24 protein-coding genes are annotated in these 25544 nt (G+C 72.1%); 11 read left to right on the top strand and 13 right to left on the bottom strand.

Features of this window, described 5'->3' with window-relative positions:
* Positions 1-7: 7 nt before the first annotated feature.
* The 3 genes from ACPPVO_RS30480 (at position 8) to ACPPVO_RS30470 (ending at position 3384) form a co-directional block, all read left to right on the top strand.
* Complete coding sequence (locus ACPPVO_RS30480; protein ID WP_426501974.1) at positions 8-2293, top strand: ATP-binding cassette domain-containing protein; 2286 nt, start codon at positions 8-10, stop codon at positions 2291-2293.
* The gene (locus ACPPVO_RS30475; protein WP_426501973.1) at positions 2290-3042 is read left to right on the top strand and encodes a class I SAM-dependent methyltransferase; all 753 of its coding nucleotides are present in this window, start codon (positions 2290-2292) and stop codon (positions 3040-3042) included. Before ACPPVO_RS30480 ends, ACPPVO_RS30475 begins: the two co-directional genes overlap by 4 nt.
* 180 nt (positions 3043-3222) lie before the next feature.
* Positions 3223-3384, top strand: a complete 162-nt coding sequence (locus ACPPVO_RS30470) for a hypothetical protein (protein WP_426501972.1) — start codon at positions 3223-3225, stop codon at positions 3382-3384.
* A 43-nt stretch (positions 3385-3427) separates the two neighbouring features.
* Here ACPPVO_RS30470 and ACPPVO_RS30465 read toward each other — a convergent pair whose 3' ends face one another.
* The 3 genes from ACPPVO_RS30465 to ACPPVO_RS30455 form a co-directional block, all read right to left on the bottom strand.
* Entirely contained in the window at positions 3428-3880 is a 453-nt protein-coding gene (locus tag ACPPVO_RS30465) for a hypothetical protein (RefSeq protein WP_426501971.1), read from the bottom strand.
* A 608-nt stretch (positions 3881-4488) separates the two neighbouring features.
* Complete coding sequence (locus ACPPVO_RS30460) at positions 4489-5547, bottom strand: sensor histidine kinase (RefSeq protein ID WP_426501970.1); 1059 nt, start codon at positions 5545-5547, stop codon at positions 4489-4491.
* Between the two features lie 229 nt (positions 5548-5776).
* Positions 5777-6439: a response regulator transcription factor gene (locus tag ACPPVO_RS30455; RefSeq protein WP_426501969.1), complete on the bottom strand. Its 663-nt coding sequence runs from the start codon at positions 6437-6439 to the stop codon at positions 5777-5779.
* Between the two features lie 86 nt (positions 6440-6525).
* Here ACPPVO_RS30455 and ACPPVO_RS30450 point away from each other — a divergent pair, with 86 nt between their 5' ends.
* The 3 genes from ACPPVO_RS30450 to ACPPVO_RS30440 are packed head-to-tail and all read left to right on the top strand — an operon-like array spanning position 6526 to position 9712.
* Positions 6526-7458: an ATP-binding cassette domain-containing protein gene (locus ACPPVO_RS30450; protein ID WP_426501968.1), complete on the top strand. Its 933-nt coding sequence runs from the start codon at positions 6526-6528 to the stop codon at positions 7456-7458.
* The gene (locus tag ACPPVO_RS30445; protein WP_426501967.1) at positions 7455-8987 is read left to right on the top strand and encodes an ABC transporter permease subunit; all 1533 of its coding nucleotides are present in this window, start codon (positions 7455-7457) and stop codon (positions 8985-8987) included. The genes ACPPVO_RS30450 and ACPPVO_RS30445 overlap by 4 nt, the downstream gene beginning before the upstream one ends.
* The gene (locus ACPPVO_RS30440) at positions 8984-9712 is read left to right on the top strand and encodes an ABC transporter permease (protein ID WP_426501966.1); all 729 of its coding nucleotides are present in this window, start codon (positions 8984-8986) and stop codon (positions 9710-9712) included. The genes ACPPVO_RS30445 and ACPPVO_RS30440 overlap by 4 nt, the downstream gene beginning before the upstream one ends.
* Positions 9713-9874: 162 nt before the next feature.
* On the opposite strand, the gene ACPPVO_RS30435 is transcribed toward ACPPVO_RS30440, so the two are convergent.
* Positions 9875-10732 (bottom strand): alpha/beta hydrolase, encoded by an 858-nt coding sequence (locus ACPPVO_RS30435; protein WP_426501965.1) that lies wholly within the window; start codon positions 10730-10732, stop codon positions 9875-9877.
* Positions 10733-10807: 75 nt separating this feature from the next.
* On the opposite strand from ACPPVO_RS30435, the gene ACPPVO_RS30430 reads away from it, so the two are divergent.
* Both ACPPVO_RS30430 and ACPPVO_RS30425 read left to right on the top strand, forming a co-directional pair.
* Complete coding sequence (locus ACPPVO_RS30430) at positions 10808-11152, top strand: winged helix-turn-helix transcriptional regulator (protein WP_360382661.1); 345 nt, start codon at positions 10808-10810, stop codon at positions 11150-11152.
* Positions 11153-11220: 68 nt separating this feature from the next.
* Positions 11221-13659 (top strand): glycoside hydrolase family 3 N-terminal domain-containing protein, encoded by a 2439-nt coding sequence (locus ACPPVO_RS30425; RefSeq protein ID WP_426501964.1) that lies wholly within the window; start codon positions 11221-11223, stop codon positions 13657-13659.
* A gap of 11 nt (positions 13660-13670) precedes the next feature.
* Here ACPPVO_RS30425 and ACPPVO_RS30420 read toward each other — a convergent pair whose 3' ends face one another.
* The 3 genes from ACPPVO_RS30420 to ACPPVO_RS30410 form a co-directional block, all read right to left on the bottom strand.
* Positions 13671-13871 carry a hypothetical protein gene (locus ACPPVO_RS30420; protein WP_426501963.1) on the bottom strand — a complete coding sequence of 67 codons (201 nt, stop codon included), beginning with the start codon at positions 13869-13871 and terminating at the stop codon, positions 13671-13673.
* A 38-nt stretch (positions 13872-13909) separates the two neighbouring features.
* A complete protein-coding gene (locus tag ACPPVO_RS30415; protein WP_426501962.1) occupies positions 13910-14695 on the bottom strand; it encodes a hypothetical protein in 786 nt (261 codons plus the stop codon).
* A 382-nt stretch (positions 14696-15077) separates the two neighbouring features.
* Complete coding sequence (locus ACPPVO_RS30410) at positions 15078-16007, bottom strand: helix-turn-helix domain-containing protein (protein WP_426501961.1); 930 nt, start codon at positions 16005-16007, stop codon at positions 15078-15080.
* Between the two features lie 61 nt (positions 16008-16068).
* Here ACPPVO_RS30410 and ACPPVO_RS30405 point away from each other — a divergent pair, with 61 nt between their 5' ends.
* Positions 16069-16884, top strand: a complete 816-nt coding sequence (locus ACPPVO_RS30405; protein ID WP_426501960.1) for an SDR family NAD(P)-dependent oxidoreductase — start codon at positions 16069-16071, stop codon at positions 16882-16884.
* A 92-nt stretch (positions 16885-16976) separates the two neighbouring features.
* Here the strand turns inward: ACPPVO_RS30405 and ACPPVO_RS30400 are convergent, their stop codons facing one another.
* Positions 16977-17414 carry a VOC family protein gene (locus ACPPVO_RS30400; protein ID WP_426501959.1) on the bottom strand — a complete coding sequence of 146 codons (438 nt, stop codon included), beginning with the start codon at positions 17412-17414 and terminating at the stop codon, positions 16977-16979.
* A 62-nt stretch (positions 17415-17476) separates the two neighbouring features.
* Between ACPPVO_RS30400 and ACPPVO_RS30395 the strand changes: the two genes are divergently transcribed.
* Positions 17477-17866 (top strand): VOC family protein, encoded by a 390-nt coding sequence (locus tag ACPPVO_RS30395; protein WP_426514727.1) that lies wholly within the window; start codon positions 17477-17479, stop codon positions 17864-17866.
* 2 nt (positions 17867-17868) lie between these two features.
* Here ACPPVO_RS30395 and ACPPVO_RS30390 read toward each other — a convergent pair whose 3' ends face one another.
* Genes ACPPVO_RS30390 through ACPPVO_RS30370 form a run of 5 tightly spaced genes read right to left on the bottom strand, consistent with a single transcriptional unit; the run spans position 17869 to position 24369 of the window.
* Positions 17869-19566: a CBM35 domain-containing protein gene (locus tag ACPPVO_RS30390; protein WP_426501958.1), complete on the bottom strand. Its 1698-nt coding sequence runs from the start codon at positions 19564-19566 to the stop codon at positions 17869-17871.
* Positions 19567-19585: 19 nt separating this feature from the next.
* Complete coding sequence (locus ACPPVO_RS30385; RefSeq protein ID WP_426501957.1) at positions 19586-21421, bottom strand: glycoside hydrolase family 127 protein; 1836 nt, start codon at positions 21419-21421, stop codon at positions 19586-19588.
* Between the two features lie 9 nt (positions 21422-21430).
* Positions 21431-22234, bottom strand: coding sequence for a carbohydrate ABC transporter permease (locus ACPPVO_RS30380; RefSeq protein WP_426501956.1), 804 nt, complete (start codon positions 22232-22234; stop codon positions 21431-21433).
* Entirely contained in the window at positions 22231-23106 is an 876-nt protein-coding gene (locus tag ACPPVO_RS30375; RefSeq protein WP_360382677.1) for a carbohydrate ABC transporter permease, read from the bottom strand. The genes ACPPVO_RS30380 and ACPPVO_RS30375 overlap by 4 nt, the downstream gene beginning before the upstream one ends.
* A complete protein-coding gene (locus tag ACPPVO_RS30370) occupies positions 23107-24369 on the bottom strand; it encodes a sugar ABC transporter substrate-binding protein (protein WP_426501955.1) in 1263 nt (420 codons plus the stop codon). It abuts the gene before it with no gap.
* Positions 24370-24553: 184 nt separating this feature from the next.
* Here ACPPVO_RS30370 and ACPPVO_RS30365 point away from each other — a divergent pair, with 184 nt between their 5' ends.
* Positions 24554-25540 carry a LacI family DNA-binding transcriptional regulator gene (locus tag ACPPVO_RS30365; protein WP_426501954.1) on the top strand — a complete coding sequence of 329 codons (987 nt, stop codon included), beginning with the start codon at positions 24554-24556 and terminating at the stop codon, positions 25538-25540.
* Positions 25541-25544 lie beyond the last annotated feature (4 nt).

Genomic DNA, 25544 nt, shown 5'->3' with positions numbered 1-25544 from the left:
TGTCCGGGTGCATGTCGCCGACAGTCATGACCTCATCCAGGTGCACGGGGCCCGCGAGAACAACCTGAAGAACGTCAGCGTCGAGATCCCCAAGCGCCGGCTCACCGTGTTCACTGGCGTGTCCGGCTCGGGCAAGAGCTCGCTCGTGTTCGGCACCATCGCCGCGGAGTCGCAGCGGCTCATCAACGAGACGTACAGCGCGTTCGTGCAGGGCTTCATGCCCAGCCTCGCCCGCCCCGACGTCGACCTGCTCGAGGGCCTGACCACGGCCATCATCGTCGACCAGGAGCGGATGGGCGCGAACTCGCGCTCCACCGTCGGCACCGCGACCGACGCCAACGCCATGCTGCGCATCGTGTTCAGCCGCCTCGGCACGCCGAGCGCCGGCCCGGCGTTCCACTACAGCTTCAACGTGCCCGCCGGGGCCTGCCCCCGCTGCGAGGGCATGGGCGCGGTCACCGACATCGACCTCGACGAGCTGTTCGACCGCAACAAGTCCCTCGCCGAGGGCGCGATCACGATCCCGGGGTACACCGTCGACGGCTGGCTCGTGCGCATCTTCTCGGCCTCCGGCTTCGTCGACCCCGACAAGCCGATCAAGGACTACACCGAGCAGGAGCGGCACGACTTCCTCTACAAGGAGCCGTGCAAGGTCAAGCTCGAGAACATCAACATGACGTACGAGGGGCTCGTGCCCCGCGTGCAGAAGTCCTTCCTGCAGAAGGACAAGGAGGCCCTGCAGCCGCACCTGCGCGCCTTCGTCGAACGGGCGGTCACCTTCACCGCCTGCCCCGAGTGCGGCGGCACCCGGCTCAACCAGGCCGCGCTCGCCTCGCGCATCGGCGGGGCGAACATCGCCGACGCCTGCGCGATGCAGATCAGCGACCTCGCCGAGTGGGTGCGCGGGATCGAGGACCGCTCGGTCGGGCCGCTGCTGGGCACCCTGCAGCGCACGCTCGACTCGTTCGTGGAGATCGGCCTGGGGTACCTCTCGCTCGACCGGCCGTCGGGCACGCTGTCCGGTGGCGAGGCCCAGCGGACCAAGATGATCCGGCACCTCGGCTCGTCGCTCACCGACGTGTCGTACATCTTCGACGAGCCGACGGTCGGCCTGCACCCGCACGACATCGAGCGCATGAACGGCCTGCTGCAGCGCCTGCGCGACAAGGGCAACACGGTGCTCGTGGTGGAGCACAAGCCCGACACGATCGCGATCGCCGACCACGTCGTCGACCTCGGCCCGGGCGCGGGCGGGGCGGGCGGCACGGTGTGCTTCGAGGGCACCGTCGAAGGGCTCCGGCGCAGCGGTACCCTGACCGGCCGCCACCTGGACTACCGCGCCGGACTGCGGCCTTCCTTCCGCAAGCCGAACGGGTTCCTGCAGGTGCGGGGCGCGAACACCCACAACCTGCGCGACGTCGACGTCGACATCCCGCTGGGCGTGCTCGTGGTGGTCACCGGCGTCGCGGGCTCGGGCAAGAGCTCGCTCATCCACGGCTCCATCCCGAAGGGCGCCGGCGTCGTCTCCGTCGACCAGGGCGCGATCCGCGGCTCGCGGCGCAGCAACCCGGCGACGTACACCGGCCTGCTCGAGCCGATCCGCAAGGCCTTCGCCAAGGCCGGCGGGGTGAAGCCGGCCCTGTTCAGCGCGAACTCCGAGGGCGCCTGCCCGAACTGCAACGGCAACGGCGTCATCTACACCGACCTGGCCATGATGGCCGGCGTGGCGACGGTCTGCGAGGAGTGCGAGGGCAAGCGCTTCCAGGCCTCGGTGCTGGAGTACCGGCTGGGCGGGCGCAACATCGCCGAGGTCCTGGCCATGCCGGTCACGGAGGCGCACGAGTTCTTCGCCACCGGCGAGTCGCGCATTCCGGCCGCCCACACGATCCTGTCCCGCCTGGCCGACGTCGGCCTCGGCTACATCAGCCTCGGCCAGCCCCTGACGACCCTGTCCGGCGGCGAGCGCCAGCGGCTCAAGCTGGCGATCCACATGGCGGAGAAGGGTGGGGTGTACGTCCTCGACGAGCCCACCACCGGCCTGCACCTGGCCGACGTGGAGCAGCTGCTGGGCCTGCTGAACCGCCTGGTCGAGGCGGGCAAGTCGGTGATCGTGATCGAGCACCACCTGGCCGTCATGGCCTCGGCCGACTGGATCATCGACATCGGCCCGGGCGCCGGCCACGACGGCGGCACTGTAGTGTTCCAGGGCACCCCGGCCGACCTGGTCCGGGCCCGCTCCACCCTGACCGGTCGCCACCTGGCCGACTACGTCGCCACGGAAAGGCCGGCATGACCAAGAGCCTCGACGCCGAGTACTTCGACGAATGGTACGCGAACATCGCCGAGTCCCCGGTGCGCGACGCCATCATCGCGCGGACCCTCGGCGTGCCCGCCGACCTGCGCCTGCCCGGCATCCTCACCGGCCCGGGCCTGGCCGAGGTGGGCGCGGCCCTGCGCCTGCCCGGCGACGGCCTGCTGCTGGACATCGCGTGCGGCCGCGGCGGGTACGGCATCGAGCTCGCGCGCCGCGCCCAGGCCCGCCTCATCGGCGTCGACTTCGCCGCCGTGGCCCTGGCCGCGGCCGTCCCGCTGGCCGCCGAGCGGCTGCCCGGCCGCGCCGAGTTCCGCGTCGGCACCCTGACCGCGACCGGCCTGCCCGACGACTGCGCCGACGGCCTGATGTGCATCGACGCGGTCCAGTTCGCCGCCCCGCCGCTGGCCGCCCTGAACGAGTTCCGCCGCCTCCTGAAGCCCGGCGGCCGTCTCGTCCTGACCTGCTGGGACGCCACGGACCCGGCCGACGAGGCGGTACCGGCCCGCATCCACGGCGTCGACCTCGCCCGCGACCTCCCGCTGGCCGGCTTCACCGACATCGAGGTACACGACAAACCGGACTGGCGCCGCGCCGAGCGCTCCCTGTGGGAGGAGGCGCTCGAGGCCCCGGAGGACGACGCAGCGGTACGCGCACTGCAGGACGAGGCCCGCCGCTCCCTGGCCACGTTCGACTCCATGCGCCGCGTCTTCGCCACGGCAACGGCCTAACCCGCCCGCTCCCGCCAGAAGGCCAGGTTCGTCTGCGCGATCTTCGTGGTCTGGTGGCCCGGCCGGCGTCGGCATAGGCGGTGATGACGCTCGCGCGGGATCCCGCGGTGACCCAGACCAGCAGATCGATGCGGTCGTCGTCCCACTGCCGGCGGCGAGCTGCGTCTTGCCGACCCCTCCATGCCGGCGAGGACCTGGCACACCACGACGGGGCGGGCGTCGTTCGAAGCGACCTTCGTGGCCAGGCTGCGGTCCAGCCGCCGGTCGGCCAGCACCGGTACGACGCCGACCTGGACCGGCCACGTCACCGCCCGCCGCTCGGTGACGGTGACCGGGCCGTAGAAGTTGCCGGTCGGGCCGAGGACGGGCCCGGCGGGGGAGGGCCCTACTCCGCCGCCGGCGGGGCTGGGGGACTCGGGACCTGGCCGTACTGCACGGTCACGGGCCCCGTCATGGTGGCCGCGGAAGGGCCGTAGCTGGTGCCCACCTGCATGGTGTTGCCGTCGCCGATCTGGATGCCGTGGCTGTCGCGCACGTCCACCTGGTACTTGGCGGCCGGCCGGGCCAGGTCGAGGACCTTGCGCGCGGCGGCCAGGATCGCCTCGTCGTGGTCGGCGCCGCTCGCCCCGAGGTCCGCGCCGAGCCGCGCCTGCCACACCTGAGGATCGGGGGTCGGCTCGGCGTCGAGCTGCACGGCGGAGGCGCGCCCGTCGAGCCGGTGCCGCAGGGCGCTGCGCAGACCCGCGTACGCGTCGCCGACCGCGGTGCTCGCCGCCGCCGACGTGCCCGAGGCGGCCCCGGCGACGAGCGCGGCGATGATGATGTCCAGGCCGGTCATGCCGTCGATTGTCGCAGTCGGGCACGACGGCGGAACCCGGACCAGGACGGCCGTCCGGCTCCAATCTGATCGCCCGGACGGTCAGCCGGAACGGCACGGCGCCACAAAGAAGGCGGTCACGCAGGTCAACCCCAGCCGCGCAGCGGCTGCGTCGTGAGTGCGCAGGACGAGCACGGTGCCACGTCAAACCGCGGTCAAGCTGGCCCGTCAGTGCGCAGGATGAGCCACGGTGCGACGTAAACCGCGGTCGCCGGCGCGGGCGGTGTCGTGAGTGCGCAGGACGGTCGCGGTGCCACGTCAACCGCGTTCAGGCTGCGTCTTCCGGGTGCGTGGGAGGGGCCCCGCGGTGCCACGTATACCGCGGTCAAGCTGCGGCGCCAGGGCGTGGGACGAGCCGCGGTGCCGCGCAAACCGCCTTCAAGCTGCAGCGCCAGGGCGCAGGACGAGCCGCGGTGCGACGCAAACCGCGATCGCGGCACGGCGATGCCGGCCGATGCGCCACGGCGACACCTGAACCGCGGTCGCGCTGCGGCTGCGTCGCGCGGAGAGGCTGGCTGCCAGGGCCACACGTAGGTCGCCGTCGCGGCGTGGCTGCGTCGCCCGGGCGATCAGGGCGGAAACGTCACCGTGACACGTAAACCGCCGGTGGGCCGTGGCTGGGCGGACAGGTCGGCGCCGTGCGCGTTGGCGATCGCGCGGACGATGGCGAGGCCGAGACCGTAGCCGTCGCGGGCGGCGCGCACGCGCTGGGCGCCGAGGCGCTGGAAGGGCTGGAAGAGGCGGTCCAGCTCATCCGGCGGTACCACCGGGCCCGTGTTCTCCACGACCAGCGTCGCCCGGCCGTCGACGAGATCCGTCGCCACGGTCACGGTGCCGCCCTCCACGTTGTGTTTGACCGCGTTGCCGATCAGGTTGACGATCATGCTCTCCACCAGGTCGGCGTCGCCCGTGAGCGGGGCCGCCCGCAGCGTCGGCCGCAGCCTCGGGCCGTCCAGCGGGACCACGTCGAGCGTGCGGGCGACGGCCTCGGCGAGATCAAAGGGGGCGGCGTGCTCGACGCCCTGCTCGCCGGTGGCCAGGGTCAGCAGGGAGTCGATGAGGCGGGCCTGGCTCTCGCCCAGCGCGAGCACCTCGTGGGCCGCGGCCCGCAGCTCGTCCCGCGAGGCCTCCGGGTCGGCCAGCGTCACCTGCAGCAGGGCCCGCTGGGCGGTCAGCGGTGTGCGCAGCTCGTGTGCGGCGCTGGCCACGAACCGGCGCTGGGCGGCGAAGGACGCCTCGAGCCGGGCGAACAGGTCGTCGAGGGTCCCGGCGAGCTCGCCGAACTCGTCGCGGCGCCCGGTCGGACCGAGGCGGCGGTGCAGGTTGGTCGCGGAGATCTCCCGGGCCGTGTCGACCATGCTGCGCAGGGGCCGCAGGAAGCGGCCGGCGACCAGCCACCCGAGCGCGATCGCGACGACCAGCATGGCCAGTATCGAGAAGACCACGAGCGGTACGAGCCGGGAGGGCGTCTCCACGTCGGCACCCTCCGGCGGCACGGTGCCGTCGCCGACGGGTGAGCTCTGGCTCGCGCCGAAGAGCGGGACGAGCAGCAGCACGATGCCGGACACGAGGAACGGGCCGGCGTACAGGAACGTCAGCTGGCGGCGCACCGTCCATCGCCATCTCATGCCGGGCCGCCCTCGCTCGCACCGACCACCAGCACGACGCCCGACACCAGGAAGGGCAGCTGACAGCGCACCGCCCATCGCCACCCCGGACCGGGCCGCCCAGCGGCCCGGCGCCCGACCCCGTCAGCTGAAGGCGTGCTGTCCATCGCCGGCCTCATGCCAGGCCGACCATCAGCCTGGCGCCTGGAACCGGGAACGTCGGTTGACGGCGTGCCGTCCATCGCTCTCCTCATGCCGGGCCGACCCGGTAGCCGGCCTCGCGGACCGTGTGGATGACAGGCGGGTCGCCGAGGCGGCTGCGCAGCCTTCGCACCGTCGTCTTCACCGCCGTCGTGAACGGGTCCGCGGCCTCGTCCCAGACCCGCTCCAGCAGGTCCTCGGCGGACACCGGGCGCCCGCCCGCGGCCATGAGGCACTCCAGCACGCCGAACTCCTTCGGGCTCAGGTCCAGGCGCAGCCCGCCGCGGGTGGCGATGTGCCGGGACGGGTCCAGGGTGAGATCGCCGACGGTGAGCACCGGCGGCAGCGCGGTCGTCGGGCGGCGGCCCAGGGCCCGGATGCGGGCCACGAGCTCGTCGAAGTCGAACGGCTTGGGCAGGTAGTCGTCGGCGCCGAGGCCGAGCCCCTCCACCCGGTCGCGGACGGTGCCCGACGCGGTCAGCATGAGCACGCGGCTGGCCGGGTGCTCGGCGACGATGTGCCGGCACACCGTGTCGCCGGCGACGCGGGGCAGGTCGCGGTCGAGGACGACCACGTCGTACCGCGTGACCGCCAAACGGTCGAGCGCCTCGGCGCCGTCGAGGACCACATCCACGGCCAGGCCCTCGCGGCGCAAACCGGTGCCGATGGTCCGGGCCAGAATCTCGAAGTCCTCCACGACGAGCACGCGCATGCCTCCACCTTGCCAGGCCCCCGGTGTCAACGAGGTGACACCCGACGACACCTGGCTGCCACCGTCCGCCGCGTAGAACCGAAACCATGCATGACGCCACCATCACCGTCGACGGGCTGCGCAAGCGGTTCGGCCCCACCCTCGCCCTCGACGGCATGACGTTCACGGTCCGGCCCGGGCTTGTCACCGGGTTCGTCGGACCGAACGGGGCCGGGAAGTCGACCACCATGCGCGTGATCCTCGGGCTCGACGCCGCCGAGGCGGGCGCCGCGCTCGTCGGCGGGCGGCCATATCGCGCCCTCGACCGCCCCCTGTGCCACCTGGGCTCGCTGCTGGACGCCGCGGCCCTGCAGCCGGGCCGGACGGCGCGCAACCACCTGCTGTGGCTCGCCCACTCGCAGGGGCTGCCGTCCCGCCGCGTCGACGAGGTGCTGGAGCTGGCCGGCCTCGGCGGTGTCGGGCAGCGGCGCGCCGGCGGCTACAGCCTCGGCATGCGCCAGCGGCTCGGCATCGCCGCCGCCCTGCTCGGCGACCCGCCCGCGCTGATGCTCGACGAGCCGTTCAACGGCATGGACCCGGAGGGCATCATCTGGATGCGGACGTTCCTGCGCGAGCTGGCCCGCGAGGGCCGGGCGGTGCTCGTCTCCAGCCACCTCATGAGCGAGCTGCAGGGCACCGCCGACCACGTGGTCGTGGTCGGCCGCGGGCGGGTCATCGCCGACGCGGGCGTGGCGGAGCTGCTGACCGGCGCCGCCAACGGCAGGATCGTCGTGCGGTCCGCCGCGATCGAGCGGGCTTCTGCGGTACTGCAGCAGCAAGCCGAAACCGTCGTCCCCAACGGCGACGGCACCCTGACCGTCACCGGCGCGGCCGCGGAGGATGTCATCGCCGCGCTCACCCGGGCCGGCGTTCCCTTCTCCGAGGTCGCCGCGCACCGCGCCACCCTCGAGGACGCCTACCTCGAACTGACCCGCGACGCGGTCGAGTTCCGCGCCACGACCCCGGGGGAGGACCGATGAGCTTCCTGCGCGTACTGCACGCCGAGTGGACGAAGCTGCGCACCCTGCGCGGCTGGGTGCTGGGGCTGTTCGCCGGGGCCGCGGTCATCGTCGCGCTCGGCCTCGCCCCGGGCCGGATGGGCTCGTGCGACGTCTCCGACTGCACCCCGACGCTCGGGCCCGAGGGCCAGGCCGTCGCCGACAACTCCACCTACGTACACCGAAACCTCACCGGCGACGGCAGCATCACCGTGCGGGTCGCGGACCTCACCGGGCAGCTGCCGGCCTTCGACGGGCCGCAGATGCGTGACGGGCTCGCGCCGTGGTCCAAGGCCGGTCTCATGATCAAGGACGGCACCAAGGCCGGCGCGGCGTACGCGGCCGTGATGCTGACCGGCGAGCACGGCGTGCGGATGCAGTACAACTACGTCCACGACCAGGGCCGCCCGAGCAGCGCGAAGATCAAGCCGCAACCGGTGTGGCTGCGGCTGGCCCGCACCGGCGACACGGTCAAGGCCGAGCAGTCGACCGACGGGAGCGCGTGGACCGAGGTCGGCACCGCGCGGCTGCCGGGCCTGCCCGCGACCGTGACCGCGGGGATGTTCGCCACCTCGCCGCAGTACTCCGAGCAGGTCGACGAGTCCGTCGTGCTCTCCGGCGTCTCGGGCGGCCCGAGCATCGCCACCGGCACGTTCGAGAACCCGGCGACCAGCGGCGCCTTCTCGCCGGACTGGGAGGGGCCCGCCGGCGTCGCCCCGCAGGAGCCGGCGCCGCCGAGCGCGCCGGACGCGAGCCGGGCCCGGTCGGCCGGGCCGCAGACCGGCTTCGTGAAGACCGCCGACGGCTGGACCGTTACGGGGTCCGGGGACATCGGGCCCGCCGTGTCGGGCGCGTCCGGCGGCAGCGTGACGATCAGCCAGACGCTGGTCGGCACCTTCCTCGGGCTGATCTTCATCGTGGTGGTCGGGGCGGTGTACGTCACCGGGGAGTACCGCCGCGGCATGATCCGCACCACGCTCGCGGCCGTGCCGCACCGCGGACGTGTCCTGGCCGCGAAGGCCCTCGTCCTCGGCGCCGCGGTGTTCGGGCTCGGACTGGCCGTCGCGGCGGTCGTGGTCACCGGCGGGCAGGCAGTGCTGCGCGGCAACGGGGTCGCGGTCGCCTACGTCTCGGCCGCGACCGAGCTGCGGGTCATGGCCGGCACCGGGCTGTTGCTGGCCGGGTGCGCGGCGCTCGCGGTCGGCGTCGGGTCGCTGGTGCGCCGGGGCGTCACCGCGGTCACGGTGTCGATCGTCGTGATCGTGCTGCCGTACCTGCTGTCGGTCACGGTGCTGCCGCTGCGGGCCAGCGACTGGCTGCTGCGGTTCACCCCGGCGGCGGCGTTCGCGCTGCAGCAGAGCGAGCCGCGCTGGGAGCAGGTCGACAACATCTACTCGCCCGCCGACGGGTACTTCCCGCTCTCCGCGTGGGGTGGCCTGGCCGTGCTCGCCGTGTGGGTCGCGGTGGTGCTGGGCGGGGCCGGGTACCGGCTGGGGCGGAGGGACGCGTGAGGACCGCACTGCACGCCGAGTGGACGAAGCTGCGCACGACCCCGGGCACGTGGTGGCTGCTGCTCGGCGCCGCGGCGGCGACGATCGGGCTGAGCGCGTTCGCGTCGGGGGCGGTCTCGTGCGCCGTGCGCTGCTCCGCCGATCTCGGCAAGGTCTCGCTCACGGGGGTTCAGCTCGGGCAGGCCGTGATCGCGATCCTGGCGGCGCTGGTGATCGGCAATGAGTACGCGACGGGCATGGTGCGCGTCAGCCTCGCCGCGGTGCCGCGCCGCACCCGCCTGCTCGCCTCCAAGGCCGCGGTGCTGCTCGCCACGACCACGGCGGCGTCGGTGGTGGGCGTCGCCGGGTCGGTCCTCGCCGGGCGGGCGCTGCTGCCCGCGCACGAGTTCGTGTGGCGGCCGGTGGTCGGCTCGGTGCTGTACCTCGAGCTGATCGCGCTGCTGAGCCTCGGCCTGGCGACGGCGGTGCGCAGCCCCGCGGCGGCGGCCGGGATCGTGCTGGGGCTGCTGTACGCCTGGCCGATCCTCGCCCTGGCCATGTCCGACAAGACGTGGCGGCGGCACCTGGAGCAGGTCGGGCCGGGGACCGCCGGCAGCGCCGTGCAGGCCACGAAGGACCTGGCGGCGCTGCCGATCCAGCCCTGGGCCGGTCTGGGTGTGCTGGCGCTGTGGGCCCTCGGCGCCCTGTTGCTGGGCTGGGTGGTGCTGGTTCGTCGCGACGGATAGGCCTGGTGCTCGCTGAGGAGCGCGTGGGCTGGTCGGGGCGGATCCGTCGTGGCGGTTCGGCCTGGTGCTCGCCGAGGGAGTTGCGCGCAGCGTGGTGCTGGTTCGTCGCGACGGGCAGGCCGGTGTTGTGGAGCTGGGGGTGGTTCTTGTCCGGCGCGGGCTTCAGGCCAGGTGCTCGGTGAAGAACTCGGTGGCGGCCTGGGTGGCGCGGGCTACGTAGGGCTCGTTGTCGTACAGGTCGATGTGCAGGTCGCAGTCCAGCCATTCGATGCGCTTCGGGCCCGTCGCCCCCTCGTGGAGGCGGGCGGCGAGGTCCGGGGAGCAGTACGCGTCGACCTTGCCGTGTACGACCAGCAGCGGGGTTCGGGCCAGCAGCGGCGCGGCGCCCAGGGCGTCGAACGTCATCAGGCTGTGCAGGGAGCCGCGGGTGACCCGGTTCTCCCAGGTGGCGGCGGCGGAGCGGGCGGTGCCGTAGTAGGCCCACGGCTCGTCGCCGCCCATCGCGGCCTCGGCGCCGTTGTCCGCCACGGCCGGGATGTACTCGTCGTAGCGTTCGACGAAGGTCTGCAGCGCCGCGCGGTACCCGTCGGAGAACTCGGGGCTGTTGTAGCCGCCCGCGATACCGGCTACGGCCCTCACCCGCGGGTCCTGGGCCGCCGCGCGCACCGCGTAGCCGCCGCCCAGGCACACGCCGAGCAGGCCGATCCGGGCCGGGTCGACCGCCGGGTGGGCGGCCAGCTTGGACACCGCGGCCCGCAGGTCGGCGAGCTTGCCCTGGGTGTCCTCGTGGCCGCGGCGGCCGCCGCTGGCGCCGAAGCCGCGGTGGTCGAACGCGAGCGTGACGAAGCCGGCCTCGGCCAGGCGCTGCGCGTAGGCGCCCGCTACCTGCTCCTTGACGCCGGTGAACGGGCCGGTGACCGCCAGCGCCGGTCGCCGCCGGGCGCCTTCGGGGCGGCGCAGGTGCCCGGCGAGCTCTATGCCGTCAGTTACAAATGCAATTTCTTCGAGGTGTACCGCCATGCGCCGAACGATAGGCTTTGCCGACGGTACCGAACCAGAAGGCACTTCGTGGTGCCCATGCCGGCGGGAGGCCTTGTGGCGCTGGTGATCCCCGACGTTCTCGACGAGACGTGCGCGACGCGGCAGGCCCTCGAGCGGCTCGCCGCCAAGTGGCGGGTGCTCCTGGTGTACGCCCTCGCCGCGGGGCCGCAGCGGCACGCCGAGCTGCGCCGGCGCGTGCCCGGCATCACGCAGAAGGTGCTCACCGAGACCCTGCGCGGCATGGAGGCCGACGGGCTGGTGGAGCGGCGGGTGCTGAAGGAGGCGGCGCCGCAGCACGTGGAGTACGCGCTGAGCCCGCTGGGCAAGACGCTCGAGGGCCCGCTGCAGGCGATCTGCGACTGGGCGGCGATGAATGTTACACCGTCACCAGCGTCCTGACCTGCGCACTTTCACGCCCGTCGATCAGTCCGCACAAAAGTGTCGTACCCCCGGCCTAATCTCCGGGCATGCGCCGCCCCGTCGTCATCGCCGCACTGGCCGCCGTCTCGGTCGCCGCCGCCACACTCGTCGGCGTGCTGCCCGCCGCGGCCGCCGAGCCGTATCTCGACCCGACCCTGCCCGTGTCGCAGCGGGTCGCCGACCTCATGTCGCGCATGAGCCTCGACGAGAAGCTCGGGCAGATGACGCAGGCCGAGCGCGGGTCGGCGTCGGCCGCGGACGTGACGAACTACCGGCTCGGGTCGATCCTGTCCGGGGGCGGCTCGGCGCCGTCGCCGAACAACGCGAGCGCCTGGGCCGACATGACCGACAACTTCCAGCGCGGGGCGCTCGCCACGCCGCTGAAGATCCCGATCCTGTACGGCTCCGACGCCGTGCACGGGCACAACAACGTCGTCGGGGCCACGATGTTCCCGCACAACATCGGCCTCGGCGCGACCCGTGACACGGCGCTGGCCCAGCAGGTCGGCCGGGTCACCGCCGACGAGGTCAAGGGCACCGGGGTGCACTGGACGTTCTCGCCGTGCCTGTGCGTGGCCCGCAACGACCGCTGGGGCCGCACCTACGAGTCGTTCGGGGAGAAGCCCGAGCTGCCGGTGTCGATGGCGACGATCATCGACGGGTACCAGTCCGGCGGCGTCCTGGCCACGGCCAAGCACTACGTCGGCGACGGCGGCACCACCGGCGGCGTCGACCAGGGCGACACCCAGATCTCCGAGACCGAGCTGCGCGCGATCCACCTGCCGCCGTTCCAGGAGGCGGTGCGCCGCCACGTCGCCTCGGTGATGGTCTCCTTCTCGTCGTTCAACGGCCAGAAGCTGCACGGCAACGACTACCTGATCAACGGCGTCCTCAAGGGCGAGCTCGGCTTCGACGGGTTCGTCGTCTCCGACTGGAACGGCATCGACCAGATCGAGGGCGGCGAGGGCTTCACCGCCTCCGAGGTCCGGCGGGCCGTCAACGCGGGCATCGACATGGTGATGGTACCGACGGCGTGGAAGCAGTTCATCGACACGCTCCGCGGCGAGGTTCAGGCCGGGCGGGTGCCGCAGGCCCGCATCGACGACGCGGTGCGCCGGATCCTGACCAAGAAGTTCGAGTTCGGGCTCTTCGAGCACCCGTACGCGGACCGCTCGCTCACCGGCACCGTGGGCAACGCCGCGCACCGGACGGTCGCCCGGCAGGCCGTGCGCGAGTCCCAGGTGCTGCTCAAGAACACCGGCGTGCTGCCCCTGGCCAAGAGCGGCAAGATCTTCGTGGCCGGCAAGAGCGCCGACAACATCGGCCTGCAGAGCGGCGGCTGGACGGTCAGCTGGCAGGGCGCGGCCGGCAACACGACGCCGGGCACCACGATCCTGCAGGGCATCCGCGCGTCGGCGGGGTCGTCGGCGACGGTCACGTACAACTCCTCGGGCTCCGGCATCGACCGCAGCTACAACGTCGCTGTGGCGGTCGTCGGCGAGACCCCGTACGCGGAGGGCCAGGGCGACCGCCCGAGCTCCCTCGGCCTGGACGCCACCGACCTCGCGACCCTCAACACCCTCAAGGCGTCCGGCGTCCCGGTCGTCGTGGTCCTCGTCTCCGGCCGGCCGCTGGACATCGCCGCGCAGCTGCCCGACTGGAGCGGCCTGGTCGCCGCGTGGCTGCCCGGCACCGAGGGCGGCGGCGTGGCCGACGTGCTGTTCGGCGACTACGCGCCGACCGGGAAGCTGCCGGTGACGTGGATGCAGTCGGCGTCGCAGGAGCCGATCAACGACGGCGACGGCAAGACGCCGCTGTTCGCCTACGGCTACGGCCTGACCTACACCACGACGCCCCCGCCGGGCGCGCCGGGCCAGCCGGGCACCCCGGCCGTCTCGGCCGTGACCAGCACCTCGGCCACGCTGACCTGGACCGCCCCGACGACGGGGACGACGGCCGTGTCGTACGGCGTGTACCGCGGCTCGACGCTGCTGGCCACGGTCGCCTCCACGACGTACCAGCTGACCGGTCTCACCCCGAACACGACCACGTCCTACACCGTCGTCGCGACCGACTCGGCGGGCCGCACGGGCCCGGCCTCGGCGGCGGCCACGGTCACCACCCCGCCGACCACGACGTCGCCCTCACCGTCGACGCCGCCGCCGGCGGCCGGGTGCGCCGTGACGTACTCGGTGAACGACTGGGGCGGCGGCTTCACGGGCACCGTGTCGGTGAAGAACACGGGCACCACGACGGTGAACGGCTGGACGCTGAGCTTCACCTTCCCCGGCAACCAGAAGGTCTCGCAGGGCTGGTCGGCCGCCTGGTCCCAGTCGGGGGCGGTGGTGACCGCGAAGAGCGAGGCGTGGAACGGCACCCTGGCCCCGGGGGCGTCGCAGTCGGCGGGCTTCAACGCCACGTACAGCGGCTCCAACCCGCGCCCGACGTCCTTCACCCTGAACGGAGCCGCCTGCACCGTGTCGTAGACGGCCCGTGACTAACAAGATCCACGAAACGGCGCTAGCGATGATCTTGCCAGCAGCAGCGGCGGAAACAGCAGCAGCGGCAAAACGGCCGGCCAGGCGATCGAGATGACCGCCACGCTACTGACCACATAGGCCAGGCTGCGCCATGGCCATCGCGACAGGACGAATCGGACGGGGTTGCCCGCCATCGCCCGCCACACGCTCGTCGCCACGGTCACGAACCTACGACGCAGCAGTTGGAGGAGCGGTGTCAGCCCGCACCGATGACGCCGAGCAGCGAAGTGGCGGGTTCCAGCGCCAAGAGTGCGCTGTCCGCTGCCACGAGTAGCAGCAGACATGCGGTCAGGGTCGTGATGACACCGAGTGTGCTGTGCATGAACCTGACGCGGGTGGCGCTCGGGTCGCCGGCGATACGCCGCTTCCAGAAATGGGCGCTCGCCAGGCCGGTTGCCACCATCAGCGTGGCGGAAATCGCCACCGTGACCCAGTAGTATCGCTCGACCTCGCCGAGCAGCACCGTCAGCGCAGGGGAACCGGCGTGCGGGCTGGCCGAATCCGTCAGCCCTTCGCGCATCTCACTCAAAACCTGTGCAAGTTTTCCGTCGGCGGTTCTACCGGGTAGCAGCGGCAGCAACCCGATCAGAGGTACGGCCATCACCAGGATGTTCTCACTTAGCACTCCCATGGCGAGAACCGTCAACACCGTTGCGGCTGTGGCAATCGCCGCGTACCAGGGCCGGGCACGCAGGTATCTCTGCCACAGCGCGGTGGTGAGCAGGGCGAAGACAATGACCAACAACGCGCTGATCGCCACCTTGATCGCATGCCATTGGAACCAGTAGTCGACCAGCGTCGTCAGGCGGGCGGGGAACGCCGGGGTTCCGCTTCGCCAATACTCGACGAGAGCACGCCCGAGGGCGTCCTGCAGTTTCGCGCCACTGTCGTAAGCCCCGAAGGTTGGCCTCAGGAGGGCGGAGGGGGCGAGCACGAATGCTGCCACCAAAGCTGCGGCGGCCGCCAGCAGCAACCCGATCACGGACCTCGAATGCAGTCGAACAGTTTTGCAGTTGGAACCTGGTGTTGATTCGGCGGCACCAATTGTCGTGATCGGTCGAAATCGCATGGGACGACGGTAGAGAAGGGCCGCTCGGAGCGCGATGGCGCATGAGCTAGCACAACCGTGTGAGGCTGCGCTACCCGTGCGGTATAGCTGGCACTACCTCAGGTCGAGTAGCCGGGAGGAGTCTCACCTCCCGGCTATCCCAGATTTGGGCGCAACAGTCTCCCGTTGCCCAACTCCTGTCACCGTGTCTGCCGGCTGATGTTGGAACTTGGCGATGGCGGCGAATACGGTGAAGATCAGTTCGCCGCACATGTCGTCTCGGATCGGGGAGACGCTGGAGCAGTTCCGGACCCGGTTACGGGAGACCGGCGAGGCCTGAGCCGGGCCCCGCGAAGGGTGCGCCCGCGCGGGGGTGCACATCGGAGCCGGGCCCGGCGAGGCGCGTGTCCGCGCGGGGGTGCACATCGGAGCCGGGCGCAGCGAGGCGCGTGTCCGAGCCGGCCCCCGCGGGGCCAGAGGCGAGACGCGCGAGCACATCCGATTCCGGCCCCGCGCGGTACGCGATGATCACCTGTCCGTCCGTGCCGGCGATGTGCAGCACGTGACGGTACAACGGGAAGGTTCCGATCGAAGGGTGGCGGAACAGCTTCTGCTCGTCGCGCGTCGGCTGCACGTCGTGGCGCGCCCACAGCTCGCCGAACTCCGGGCTCGCGGCCAGCAGCTCCGACACGAGCGCGGCCAGCACCGCGTCGCCCGGCGCGGCCCCCACCGCGTCGCGCAGGGCGGACACGGTCGAGCGGGCCACCGCCGGCCAGTCGGCGTAGAAGGCGCGCATCGACGGGTCGCGGAACACGTCGCGGACCAGGTTGCGGCCGGGGCGGTGGGCGGGGACGAGGGCGCGGGCCAGGGCGTTGGCGGCGAGGACGTCGAAGCGGCGGCCGCGCACGTACGCGGGCACGCCCGCCCACGCGTCCAGCAGCTCCGCCACGCCGTCGGCGAGGGTCTCCGGGCCGGTCGCCACCGACGGCGGGGCGGCCAGGCGGCGCAGGTGGGCCAGGGCGTCGCCGTCGAGGCGCAGGGCGCGGCCGAGCGCGGCCAGGACCTGCTCCGACGGGTGGCGGTCGCGGCCCTGCTCGAGGCGGACCAGGTACTGCTCGCTGATCCCGGCGGCCGCGGCCAGCTCGGGCCGGCGCAGCCCGGGCACCCGCCGCCGGCCGGCCGGCGCGTCGGGGCGGATCAGGCCGCGGCGTGCCTTGAGGTACTCCCCGAGCCGGTTGTCGTCCACGCCCTATGGTGACCCTGGCCGGGTACTGGCTGCCACCGCACCGGCGGAACAAGATCGGGTCATGGCGAAGATCTGGTTCATCACCGGCACGTCCCGGGGCCTCGGCCGCGTCTGGGCGGAGGCGGCCCTCGAGCGCGGCGACCGGGTCGTGGCGGCCGCGCGGGACACCGGGAGCCTCGATGCCCTCGTCGAGCGTTTTGCCGATTCGGTACTCCCGGTAGCCCTCGACGTGCGGGACCGCGCGGCCGCGTTCGCGGCGGTCGCGGCCGGGCACGAGCGGTTCGGGCGGCTGGACGTCGTGGTCAACAACGCGGGGTACGGGCTCTTCGGCGCGCTCGAGGAGCTGTCCGAGGAGCAGGCCCGCGACCAGCTGGAGACCAACCTGCTCGGCCCGCTCTGGGTCACCCAGGCCGCCCTGCCGATCCTGCGCGCCCAGGGCCGCGGGCACGTCCTGCAGGTGTCGAGCATTGGCGGCGTCGCGGCGTTTCCGCTGCTCGGGCTGTACAACGCGAGCAAATGGGGGCTGGAGGGGCTCTCCGAGGCGCTCGCGCAGGAGGCGGCGCCGGCCGGGGTGCGCGTGACGATCGTCGAGCCCGGACCCTACGGTACCGACTGGGGCGGCGACTCGGCGGTGCGGGCCGAGCCGGACCCGGCGTACGAGCCGTTGCGCGCGGCCCGGCGCACGGCGGCGGCCGGCCACACGCCGATCGACCCCCGCGCGACCGCGAAGGCGGTGCTGGAGCTCGTCGACGCCCCGGAGCCGCCGCTGCGGCTGTTCCTGGGCACCTACCCGTACGCGATCGCCGAGCGCGCGTACGCCGAGCGCCTCGAAACGTGGCGGGCCTGGCGCGACCTGGCGGCAACGGCGGACGCCTGATCGGGCGGGCGGCCCGGCGAGTGATCGTCATGGGCCGACCCTCGGCGGCGACAGTGACGCAGGCTATCGAGTACCGAACATCCGAACGACATTCACACTACACACAGCTCGTTGCCCTCGGGGTCGGCGAGCAGGACGTGGTCCGGGCGGCCGTCGAGGTCGGCGACCCCCAGCTCGGTGGCGCCCGCGGCGACCAGGCGGTCGGCCGCGGCCCGCACCCGGGGCCAGCGCTCCTCCCACGGCGTCGCCCGGCCCCCGCCGGCCTGCACGTCGAGGTGCACCCGGTTCTTCGCGGTCTTCGGCTCCGGCACCTTCAGGAACGAGATTCGCGGCCCGGCGCCGGTCGGGTCCTCGATCGCGGCGCCGTCGTCCCACTCCTGTTCGGGCACGGCGAAGTGCCGCAGCCACTGCTCCCAGCTGGCGAACCCGGCGGGCGGGGACGCCGGGACGTAGCCGAGGGCGGTGCACCAGAAGGCGGACAGCGCGGCCGGGGAGGCACAGTCGAAGGTCAGCGTGAACGGGGTCGTCATACGCCAGAGTGTGCCGGGCTTGATAGGCAAGCCGCGACTTGCATATGCTGGCGGGCGTGACGATGCGAATCAACCTGGCGAGCGTGTTCGTGACCGACCAGGCCGCGGCCCTGCGGTTCTACACCGAGGTCCTCGGCTTCGTGAAGAAGACCGACATCCCGCTCGGCCCGGGCGTGAGCTGGCTGACCGTGGTCTCGGCCGACCAGCCCGACGGCGTCGAGCTGGTCCTAGAGCCGGCCGGCCACCCGGCCGTCGCCCCGTTCCGCGAGGCCCTCAACAACGACGGGATCCCGTGGACGTCCTTCGCCGTCGAGGACGTCCAGCGGGAGTATGACCGACTGGTCGCCGCAGGTGTCGTGTTCACCCAGCCGCCCACCGACATGGGGCCGGTGACCACTGCGGTGTTCGACGACACCTGCGGCAACCTGATCCAGATCGCCGCCCAGAAATAACGTCAGGACAGCGTGATCGCGTCCAGCTCGGCGAAGCCGGTGCCGCCCGCGAAGAAGGGCGCACCCTTCGCCAGCCGGATGGTGTTGTACCCGGCGGTCAGCGCGACTGTCACATTGACCGACGAGCCGAAGGACCCCCAGGCACCCGTCGCCGGGTAGCTGACCGTCGACCAGCCGCCGCCGTTGTACGCCAGCCCCTGCGTCGCCGTCGCGCCGGTCCCGTTCGCGTAGCGGATGTTCATCGTGTACGACCGGGTCTGCGGGACGTTGACGATGAAGTCCACGAACGCGTCGTTGCGGCTGTTGGCCATGCCGTCGATCTGCCCGACGTAGCCGCCGTTGGAGGCCGTCGACGACGAGAACCGGTTGGCGTTGACGACCGCCGCGTTCTCGGCCTCGTACCGCTGCTGCCAGGTCGCGATCCCGGACGTGGGCGTGATGAGCAGCTGGTACGCCGCCAACGCGTCCATGCCGTTCACGGGCACGCTGATCGCGCCCCCGGAGACGGTGTAGGTGGCGGTCGACACCGTCGTCGGCGCGCCCTGGTTGGTGGTACGTCCCGTGGTGCCCGTGCGCGAGAGGGTCACGCGCACCTGGGAGCCGAGCGCGCCGAGGCCGGTGACGCGCACGGTGTTGTTGCCGCTGTCGCCGCCGAAGACGACGTTGACGAACTTGCGGTTCGGGTCGTACGCGGCGACGCCCTCCAGCCACGAGCCGGGCACCGTCTGCACGACGTTGCCGGCCATGTCGCCGTACCACTTGTAGGCCCAGTACGACGACGTCGGCGCGTTGTTGTAGAGCAGGCCGTTGAGGGTGCCGGCCTCGTACCAGTACGCGCGCTCGGCGTCACGGATGCCGTAGCGCTCGAATACCGCCATGTAGTGCACGGCCACGCTGGGGATGTCGACCTGGCTCGGCGAGGCGTACTCGTTGATCGAGATCGGCCGCGGGGAGATGCCCAGCGACGACTCGACCGCCCGGTAGTCGGCCACGTGCGCGCCGACGTTGAGGTAGCTGTCGTCGCCCAGCTCGTGCCAGACGACGACGTCGGGCACCGTGTTCGTGTTCTTCGCGTTGGTGAGGAAGTCCACCATCCAGCTGTGGTTGTAGACCGAGTGGCTCGGCCCGACGATCGGGGTCACCGGGTCGAGCGAGCGCACGAGCTGGAAGGTGCGGGTCCAGCCGGCGTTGAACGAGCCCGCCGAGGCGGTGTTCCACGTCCAGTCGGGCTCGTTCCACAGCTCGTAGCCGTCGACGTTCGTCACGCCGGTCGCGTTGACCCGGGCGTTCACCATGGTGCGGACCTTCGCCTCCCAGTCCGCCCAGCTGACCCAGCGGTACGGGAAGTTCGGGTAGATGTCCGGCAGCCGGTAGAACTGCCGGGCGCCGGCGCTCGTCACCTTGCCCGCGACCTGCAGGCCGTCGCAGCACGGCTGGGTGGCGCCGTTGCCGAGCTGCTGACCGCCGGGCGGGGGCTGGGTGAAGTGGTTCATGCGCAGCGGGTACAACTGCGCCAGCGGCGGCTTGCCGGCGGTGTCGACGCCGTAGAGGCCGCCGGATGCGACCTGCGTGACCGGGCGTACGACGGTGCCGACGTTGACGGTGAGGGTGTTGCCGGCCGCGTGGGCCGTTCCGGCGAAGACGCCGGTCGTGACGAGGGTGGTCAGGATCGCCGTGGCAGCGGCGGTTCGGATGCGCACTGCATCACCTCTGGGGGTGTTATGGAAGGAGCGGAATCCAGACCCGCATCGGTCCGGGACCGCGGTTGGCCCACAGGAAATAGGGGATGGCCGGGACGGTGACGGTTGCCTCGTCCCGGACGGTCACGGCGAGGGCGACCGGGGCGAGCGGATGGTCCCGCCGCACCTCGATCGGGGCGCCGCCGTCGAGATGGAGGTCCTCGAAGTAGTGGCCCGGCACGTCGGCGTGCTCGAGGCAGTAGACGACGGGGCCGCGGGCGAGGGCGGCGGTACCGCGCACGGCGTCGACGCGCGGGTGCGGGGTCACGAGCCGGGGCGGCATGGCCAGCACGAGCTCGACCCGGTCGCCGGACCGCCAGACACGCTCCAGGCGCAGGTGCCCGTCCTCGACGAACGCGGCGGCGGGCGTGCCGTTGACGACCACGCGGGCGTCGGCGCACCACGCCGGGACCCGGAGCGACAGGGTGAACGGGTCGCCCGTCGACGAGCCGACGGTGAGCGTGATCGTCTCGTCCCACGGATAGTCGGTGGCGACGGTGAACGTGTGGCCGCCGGCCGAGAAGGTGCCCGGCGTGTACAGGTGCAGCTGCAGCCCGTTCGCGTCGCCGGTCGCCGCGTAGGTGTGCAGCGACGCCATCAGCCGGGCGAGGTTGGGCGGGCAGCAGGCGCACTTGTACCACGCCAGCCGCTCCCCGGGCGCGTCCTCGTCGGAGCCGTCGTGCCCGGTGCGCAGCTGCAGCGGGTTGGAGTAGAAGAACGCCGTGCCGGACGTTGCGGTGCTGCCGGCGATGCCGTTGTACAGCAGCCGCTCCATCTCGTCGGCGTAGCGGGCCCGGCCGGTGGCCAGCAGCAGCCGCCACGCCCAGTGGAAGCTGCCGATCGCCGCGCACGTCTCGGCGTAGGCGCGGTCCGGCGGCAGCTCGTACGCGTCGCCGAAGGCCTCGTCGCGGTGCCGGGAGCCCTGCCCGCCGGTCAGGTACGTCTTCGACGCCAGCGCCGAGTCCCACAGCCGCTCGGCCGCCCGCAGCAGCTCGCTGTCGCCGGTCTCGACGGCCACGTCGACGGCGCCGGCGAGCAGGTACACCTGACGGACGACATGCCCGGTGACTTCGGTGGCGTCGCGGACCGGGCGGTGGTCCTGATAGTAGGCGCGCTGGCCGAACCGGCTCTCCGGGCCCAGCAGCCCGTGGCCGCGCAGGTCGACGAGGCGGGCCGCGAGGTCCAGGTACGGCCGGTGCCCGGTGACCCGGAACAGCTCGACGAGCGCCGTCTCGACCTCGGGGTGCCCGTCGACCGCGTCCTCGCCGCCGGCGCCGAAGCGCTCGACGAGCAGGTCGGCGAAGCGCCGGGCGACGCCGAGCAGCTGCTGGACGGCCGGGTCGGCGGGGGCGGTGCGGGCCCCGGCGACGGCCGCCTGCACGAGGTGGCCGGCGGTGTACATCTCGTGGCTGGACGGCAGCTCGCGCCACTGGCGGTCGCGCTCGCCGGCCTGGAAGTACGACACGAGGTAGCCGTCCGGGTCCTGGACCTTCTCCAGCAGCTGCGCGGTGTCGGCCACGAACCCGGCGAACCCGCCGTCCCACAGCGCGGCCTCGAGCGTCTTGTGCACGTCGGTGTCGGCGAACCACCAGCCCACGAAGGGCCCGTGGAATTCGCCGGTGACCCGGTGCAGGTTGTCCAGGTTGCCGCGCTCGTGCAGCCGCTCGATGCAGTGCGGCAGCGTGGCGGCGCGGTTACGCTCCTGCCAGCCGCCGAGCAGGCCGCCGCGGTCGAGGCGGGCGGCGCCGGCGGACAGGGGACGCAGCGCGCTGATCGCGCGGTCGGTGGGCACGGCGGGGCCGAAAGGGTTGTGCATGGGGTTTCCTCAGTCCTTGACGGCGCCGGCGGTCACACCGGCGGCCACGTACCGCTGGGCCACGATGAGCAGCAGCGTCGCGGGGATGGACGCGACCACGGCGGTGGCCATGATGGCGTTCCACTGCTGGTTGTTGTTGCCGATGTAGTGGTAGATGCCGAGGGTGATCGGCTGCTGGGTGCCGCCGCCGTCGAGGGTGCTGGCGAACACGAAGTCCGACCACGCCCACAGGAAGGCGAACAGGCTCACGGTGACCACGGCGTTGCGGCTCACCGGCAGGACCACCGACCAGAACGTGCGCAGCGTGCCCGCCCCGTCGACCCGGGCCGCCTGCAGCAGCTCGGCGGGGATGCCGGACATGAACGCGGTGAAGATCAGCACGCCGAACGGCACCGCGATCGTCGAGTCGGCCAGGATCAGCCCGGCCGTGCTGTTGAGCACGCCGAGACGCAGGTAGATGGCGTAGAAGCCCATCGCCATGATGATGCCGGGGATCATCTGGGCGACGAGCAGCACGAAGCTGAGCACGCCGCCGCCGCGCGGGCGCAGCTTGGCCAGGCTGTAGCCCGCGGGCGCGGCCAGCGCGACCGTGAGCACCACGGTGCCGAGGCCGATGAGCAGGCTGTTGATCAGGTACGGCACCTGCTGGTCCAGCACCGCGCGGTACCCCTCGAGGGTGCCGTGCAGCGGGAACAGGTGCGGCGGGTCGTCGCGCATGTCGGTGTCCCGGGTCAGGGACACGTTGAGCATCCAGTAGACGGGGAACAGCATGACGGCGGTGAGCAGTACGCCGATGACGGTCTTGAGTTTCATCGCTGCGTCCTGATGTAGACGAGGCCGAAGACCATCGCGACGATGATGAGCAGGTTGCCGACCGCCGCGCCCGGGCCGAACGACGGCAGCAGGTTGCCGAAGCCGAGCCGGTACGACCAGGTCGCCAGGGTGGTGGACGCGTCGGCCGGGCCGCCCTTGGTCATGATCCAGATGATGTCGAAGACCTTGAGCGTGTAGATGAGCCCGAGCAGCAGGGTGATCGCCGAGACCGGCCGCAGCAGCGGGAACGTGATGCGCCAGAACGTGCTCCACGGCCTGGCCCCGTCCAGGGCCGCGGCCTCGTAGATCTCGCCCGGGATGGCCTGCAGCCCGCTGTAGACCACGACCAGGTTGAACGGGATGCCGATCCAGATGTTGGCCAGCGTCACCGAGGCCAGCGACCAGGCCGGCGACGTGAGCCAGTTGACCGGGTCGACGCCCACCAGGCGCAGCGCCGCGTTGACGATGCCGGAGTCGCTGTTGAGCATCCACGACCACGTCGACGCCGAGACGATCAGCGGCAGCAGCCACGGTACGAGGAACAGCGCCCGCAGCGTCGCCGAGAGCGGGAAGTGCTGGTGGAAGAAGAGCGCCAGGGCCATGCCGATGGTGAACTGGAACAGCAGCGAGACCAGGGTGAACACGGCCGTGTGCCAGACCGCCGGCCAGAACGTGGGGTCGGACAGGACGGTGTCGTAGTTGTCCAGGCCGATGAACGGCGCGTTGCCCTGCACGAACGAGCGGACGGTGTACTTGTGCAGGCTCAGGTCGAGGTTGCGGTACAGCGGATAGGCGTAGAAGGCGAGCAGGTAGACCGCGACGGGCGTCAGAAACGCCCACGCGGCCCACCGCCCGTCGCGCGTTCGTTGCATCTACTTGGTGGCCGCGGCGGCGCTGGTCTGGGCTGCGGCGAAGGCGTCCTGCGGCGACTTGCCGCCGGACAGGGCGGACTGGAAGCCCTTCCACATGGGCTCGGAGATCTTCGGGTACTTCGTGCCGAGGTTGTCGCTCGTGCGGCCCTTGGCCGCCTTGACCGCCTCGACCCACACCTTCAGCTCAGCGTTCGCCGCGACCTGCTTGGTCTGCACGGCGTCGGTGGCGGCGATGTAGGACAGCGTCGTGTCGGTGGTGAAGGCGTTGTCGGCGTTGCTGAGGCACGCGATGAGCTTCTGCGTGGTCGCGTACTTGCCGGTGTTCTTCTGTACCGGTGCGGTGACGAACTCGCCGCCGGTCGGGGCGGGCGCGGTCCCGCCGGCCTTCGACGGGATCGGGATGATCCCGTACTCGAAGCCCGCCTTCTTCGCGTTGCCCAGCTGCCAGGTGCCGTTCTCCGCGAACGCGAACTGGCCGGTCGCGAACTCCTGCCAGCTCGTCGTCTGGGTGTTGTTGATGACCGAGTTCGGCGCGTACCCGTTCTTCAGCCAGTCCGTCCACAACTGCAACGCCGAGACACCCTCGGCCGAGTCGAGCTTCGTCAGGTTCGCACCCGAACCCCAGAACCACGGCAGGAACTGGAAGCTGCCCTCCTCGGTCCCGATCGCCGAGAACGTGATGCCCTTCTTCCCGGCCGCCTTCACCTTCGTCAGCGCCGCGGTCAGCGACGCCCAGTCCTTCACCGCGGCCGGGTCGACGCCGGCCGCGGTCAGCACCGCCTTGTTGTAGTACAGGGCCAGGGTGTTCGCCCCGATCGGGATGCCGTAGGTCTTGCCGCCGATCTGCCCGGCGGCGAGGAGGTTGGGTTCGACCGCGGAGGTGTCGACCTTCATCTCCTCGGTGGTGGTGAGCACGCCGGCGTCGGCGAGGGTGGAGACCACCGGGTTGTCGACGATGAGCACGTCGGGGGAGTTGCCCTGCTGGGCGGCCAGCAGGGCCTTGTTGGTCAGGTCGGACGTGTCGTAGCCGGTGCGCTTGACGGTCACGCCGGCGTCGGTGCCGCACTTCTGCAGCAGCTTGACCCAGTCCGCGCTGTCGTCGAACTGCGGGTACGGGTCCCAGATCGTGTAGGTGCCGCCGCTGCCGGACGATCCGCTGGCGGCGTCGTCGGTACCGCCGGAGGTGGAGCAGCCGGCGGCCAGGCAAGCGGACATGACGACGGCGGCCGCGGCCTTCAGCCGGCGCCGGGGGGACACTGTCATGGCGGTTTCCTCAAAGGGTTTGGGGTGTTGGAGGAAAGCTCGGAAAACGATTGCCTTGAAACTAGGAGGGGCTTGTTCCCGTGTCAAGGCGCCGTTACAGTCACACCTCAAGGAAAATCGGAAACTCCCACGGCAACTGGAGGACCCCCTGAGCAACGTTGTCCGGCCGGCCACGATCAGCGAGGTGGCGGCCTTAGCCGGGGTCTCGACCGGGACGGCGTCGAAGGCGCTCAACGGTCGCGGGTCGCTGCGCGCTGAGACCCGCCAGCGCGTCCAGCAGGCCGCCGACCAGCTCGGCTTCGTCGCCAACGCGGCCGCCCGGGGCCTGCAGGCCGGGCGCACCTACACCGTCGGCATGATCACCACCGACAGTATCGGGCGGTTCAGCATCCCGCTCATGATCGGCGCCGAGGACGCCCTCGGCGCGGGCCAGGTCTCGGTCCTGCTGTGCGACGCCCGGGACGACTCGATCCGGGAGCAGTACTACCTGCGCACCCTGCTGAGCCGCAAGGTCGACGGCATCATCGTCACCGGACGGCGCACCCAGGCCCGCCCGCCGATCGCGGCCGAGCTGGCGGTGCCGGTCGTGTACGCGTTCATCAGCTCCGCGAACCCGGCCGACTGCTCGGTCGTACCGGACGAGGCCGACGGCGCCCGCCGCGCCGTGCGGCACCTGCTGGCCATCGGCCGCCGGCGCATCGCGCACGTCACCGGCCCCGAACGCCACCACTCGGCCCGGGTCCGGGCCCAGGCGACCGTGCAGACCCTGGAGACGCTCGGCCTCGACCTGGCCACGCCGACCCTGCACGGCGAGTGGAGCGAGGCCTGGGGCCGCCAGGCCGCCGGTATCCTGCTCTCCGCCGGCGCCGACATCGACGCCGTGTTCTGCGGCAGCGACCAGATCGCCCGCGGCGTCGCCGAGGCGCTGCGCGAGGCGGGCCGCACCATCCCGGGCGACGTGGCCCTGGTCGGCTTCGACAACTGGGACGTCATGGTCGAGGGCTGCCGCCCGCAGCTCACGAGCGTGGACATGGACCTGGAGGGCATCGGCCGCACCGCGGCGGAGCTGCTCCTGGCCGCGATCAACGGCGAGCCGGTCCCGGGCCAGCGCGCCCTGCCCTGCCGCCTGGTGCCGCGCGCCTCGACGGAGGTCGCCGCCCACCAGCCGTAGAGTG

The organism is Dactylosporangium sp. McL0621, from assembly GCF_049995355.1.
GTDB lineage: Bacteria > Actinomycetota > Actinomycetes > Mycobacteriales > Micromonosporaceae > Dactylosporangium.
This window is presented reverse-complemented; position numbering and strand designations above follow the sequence as displayed.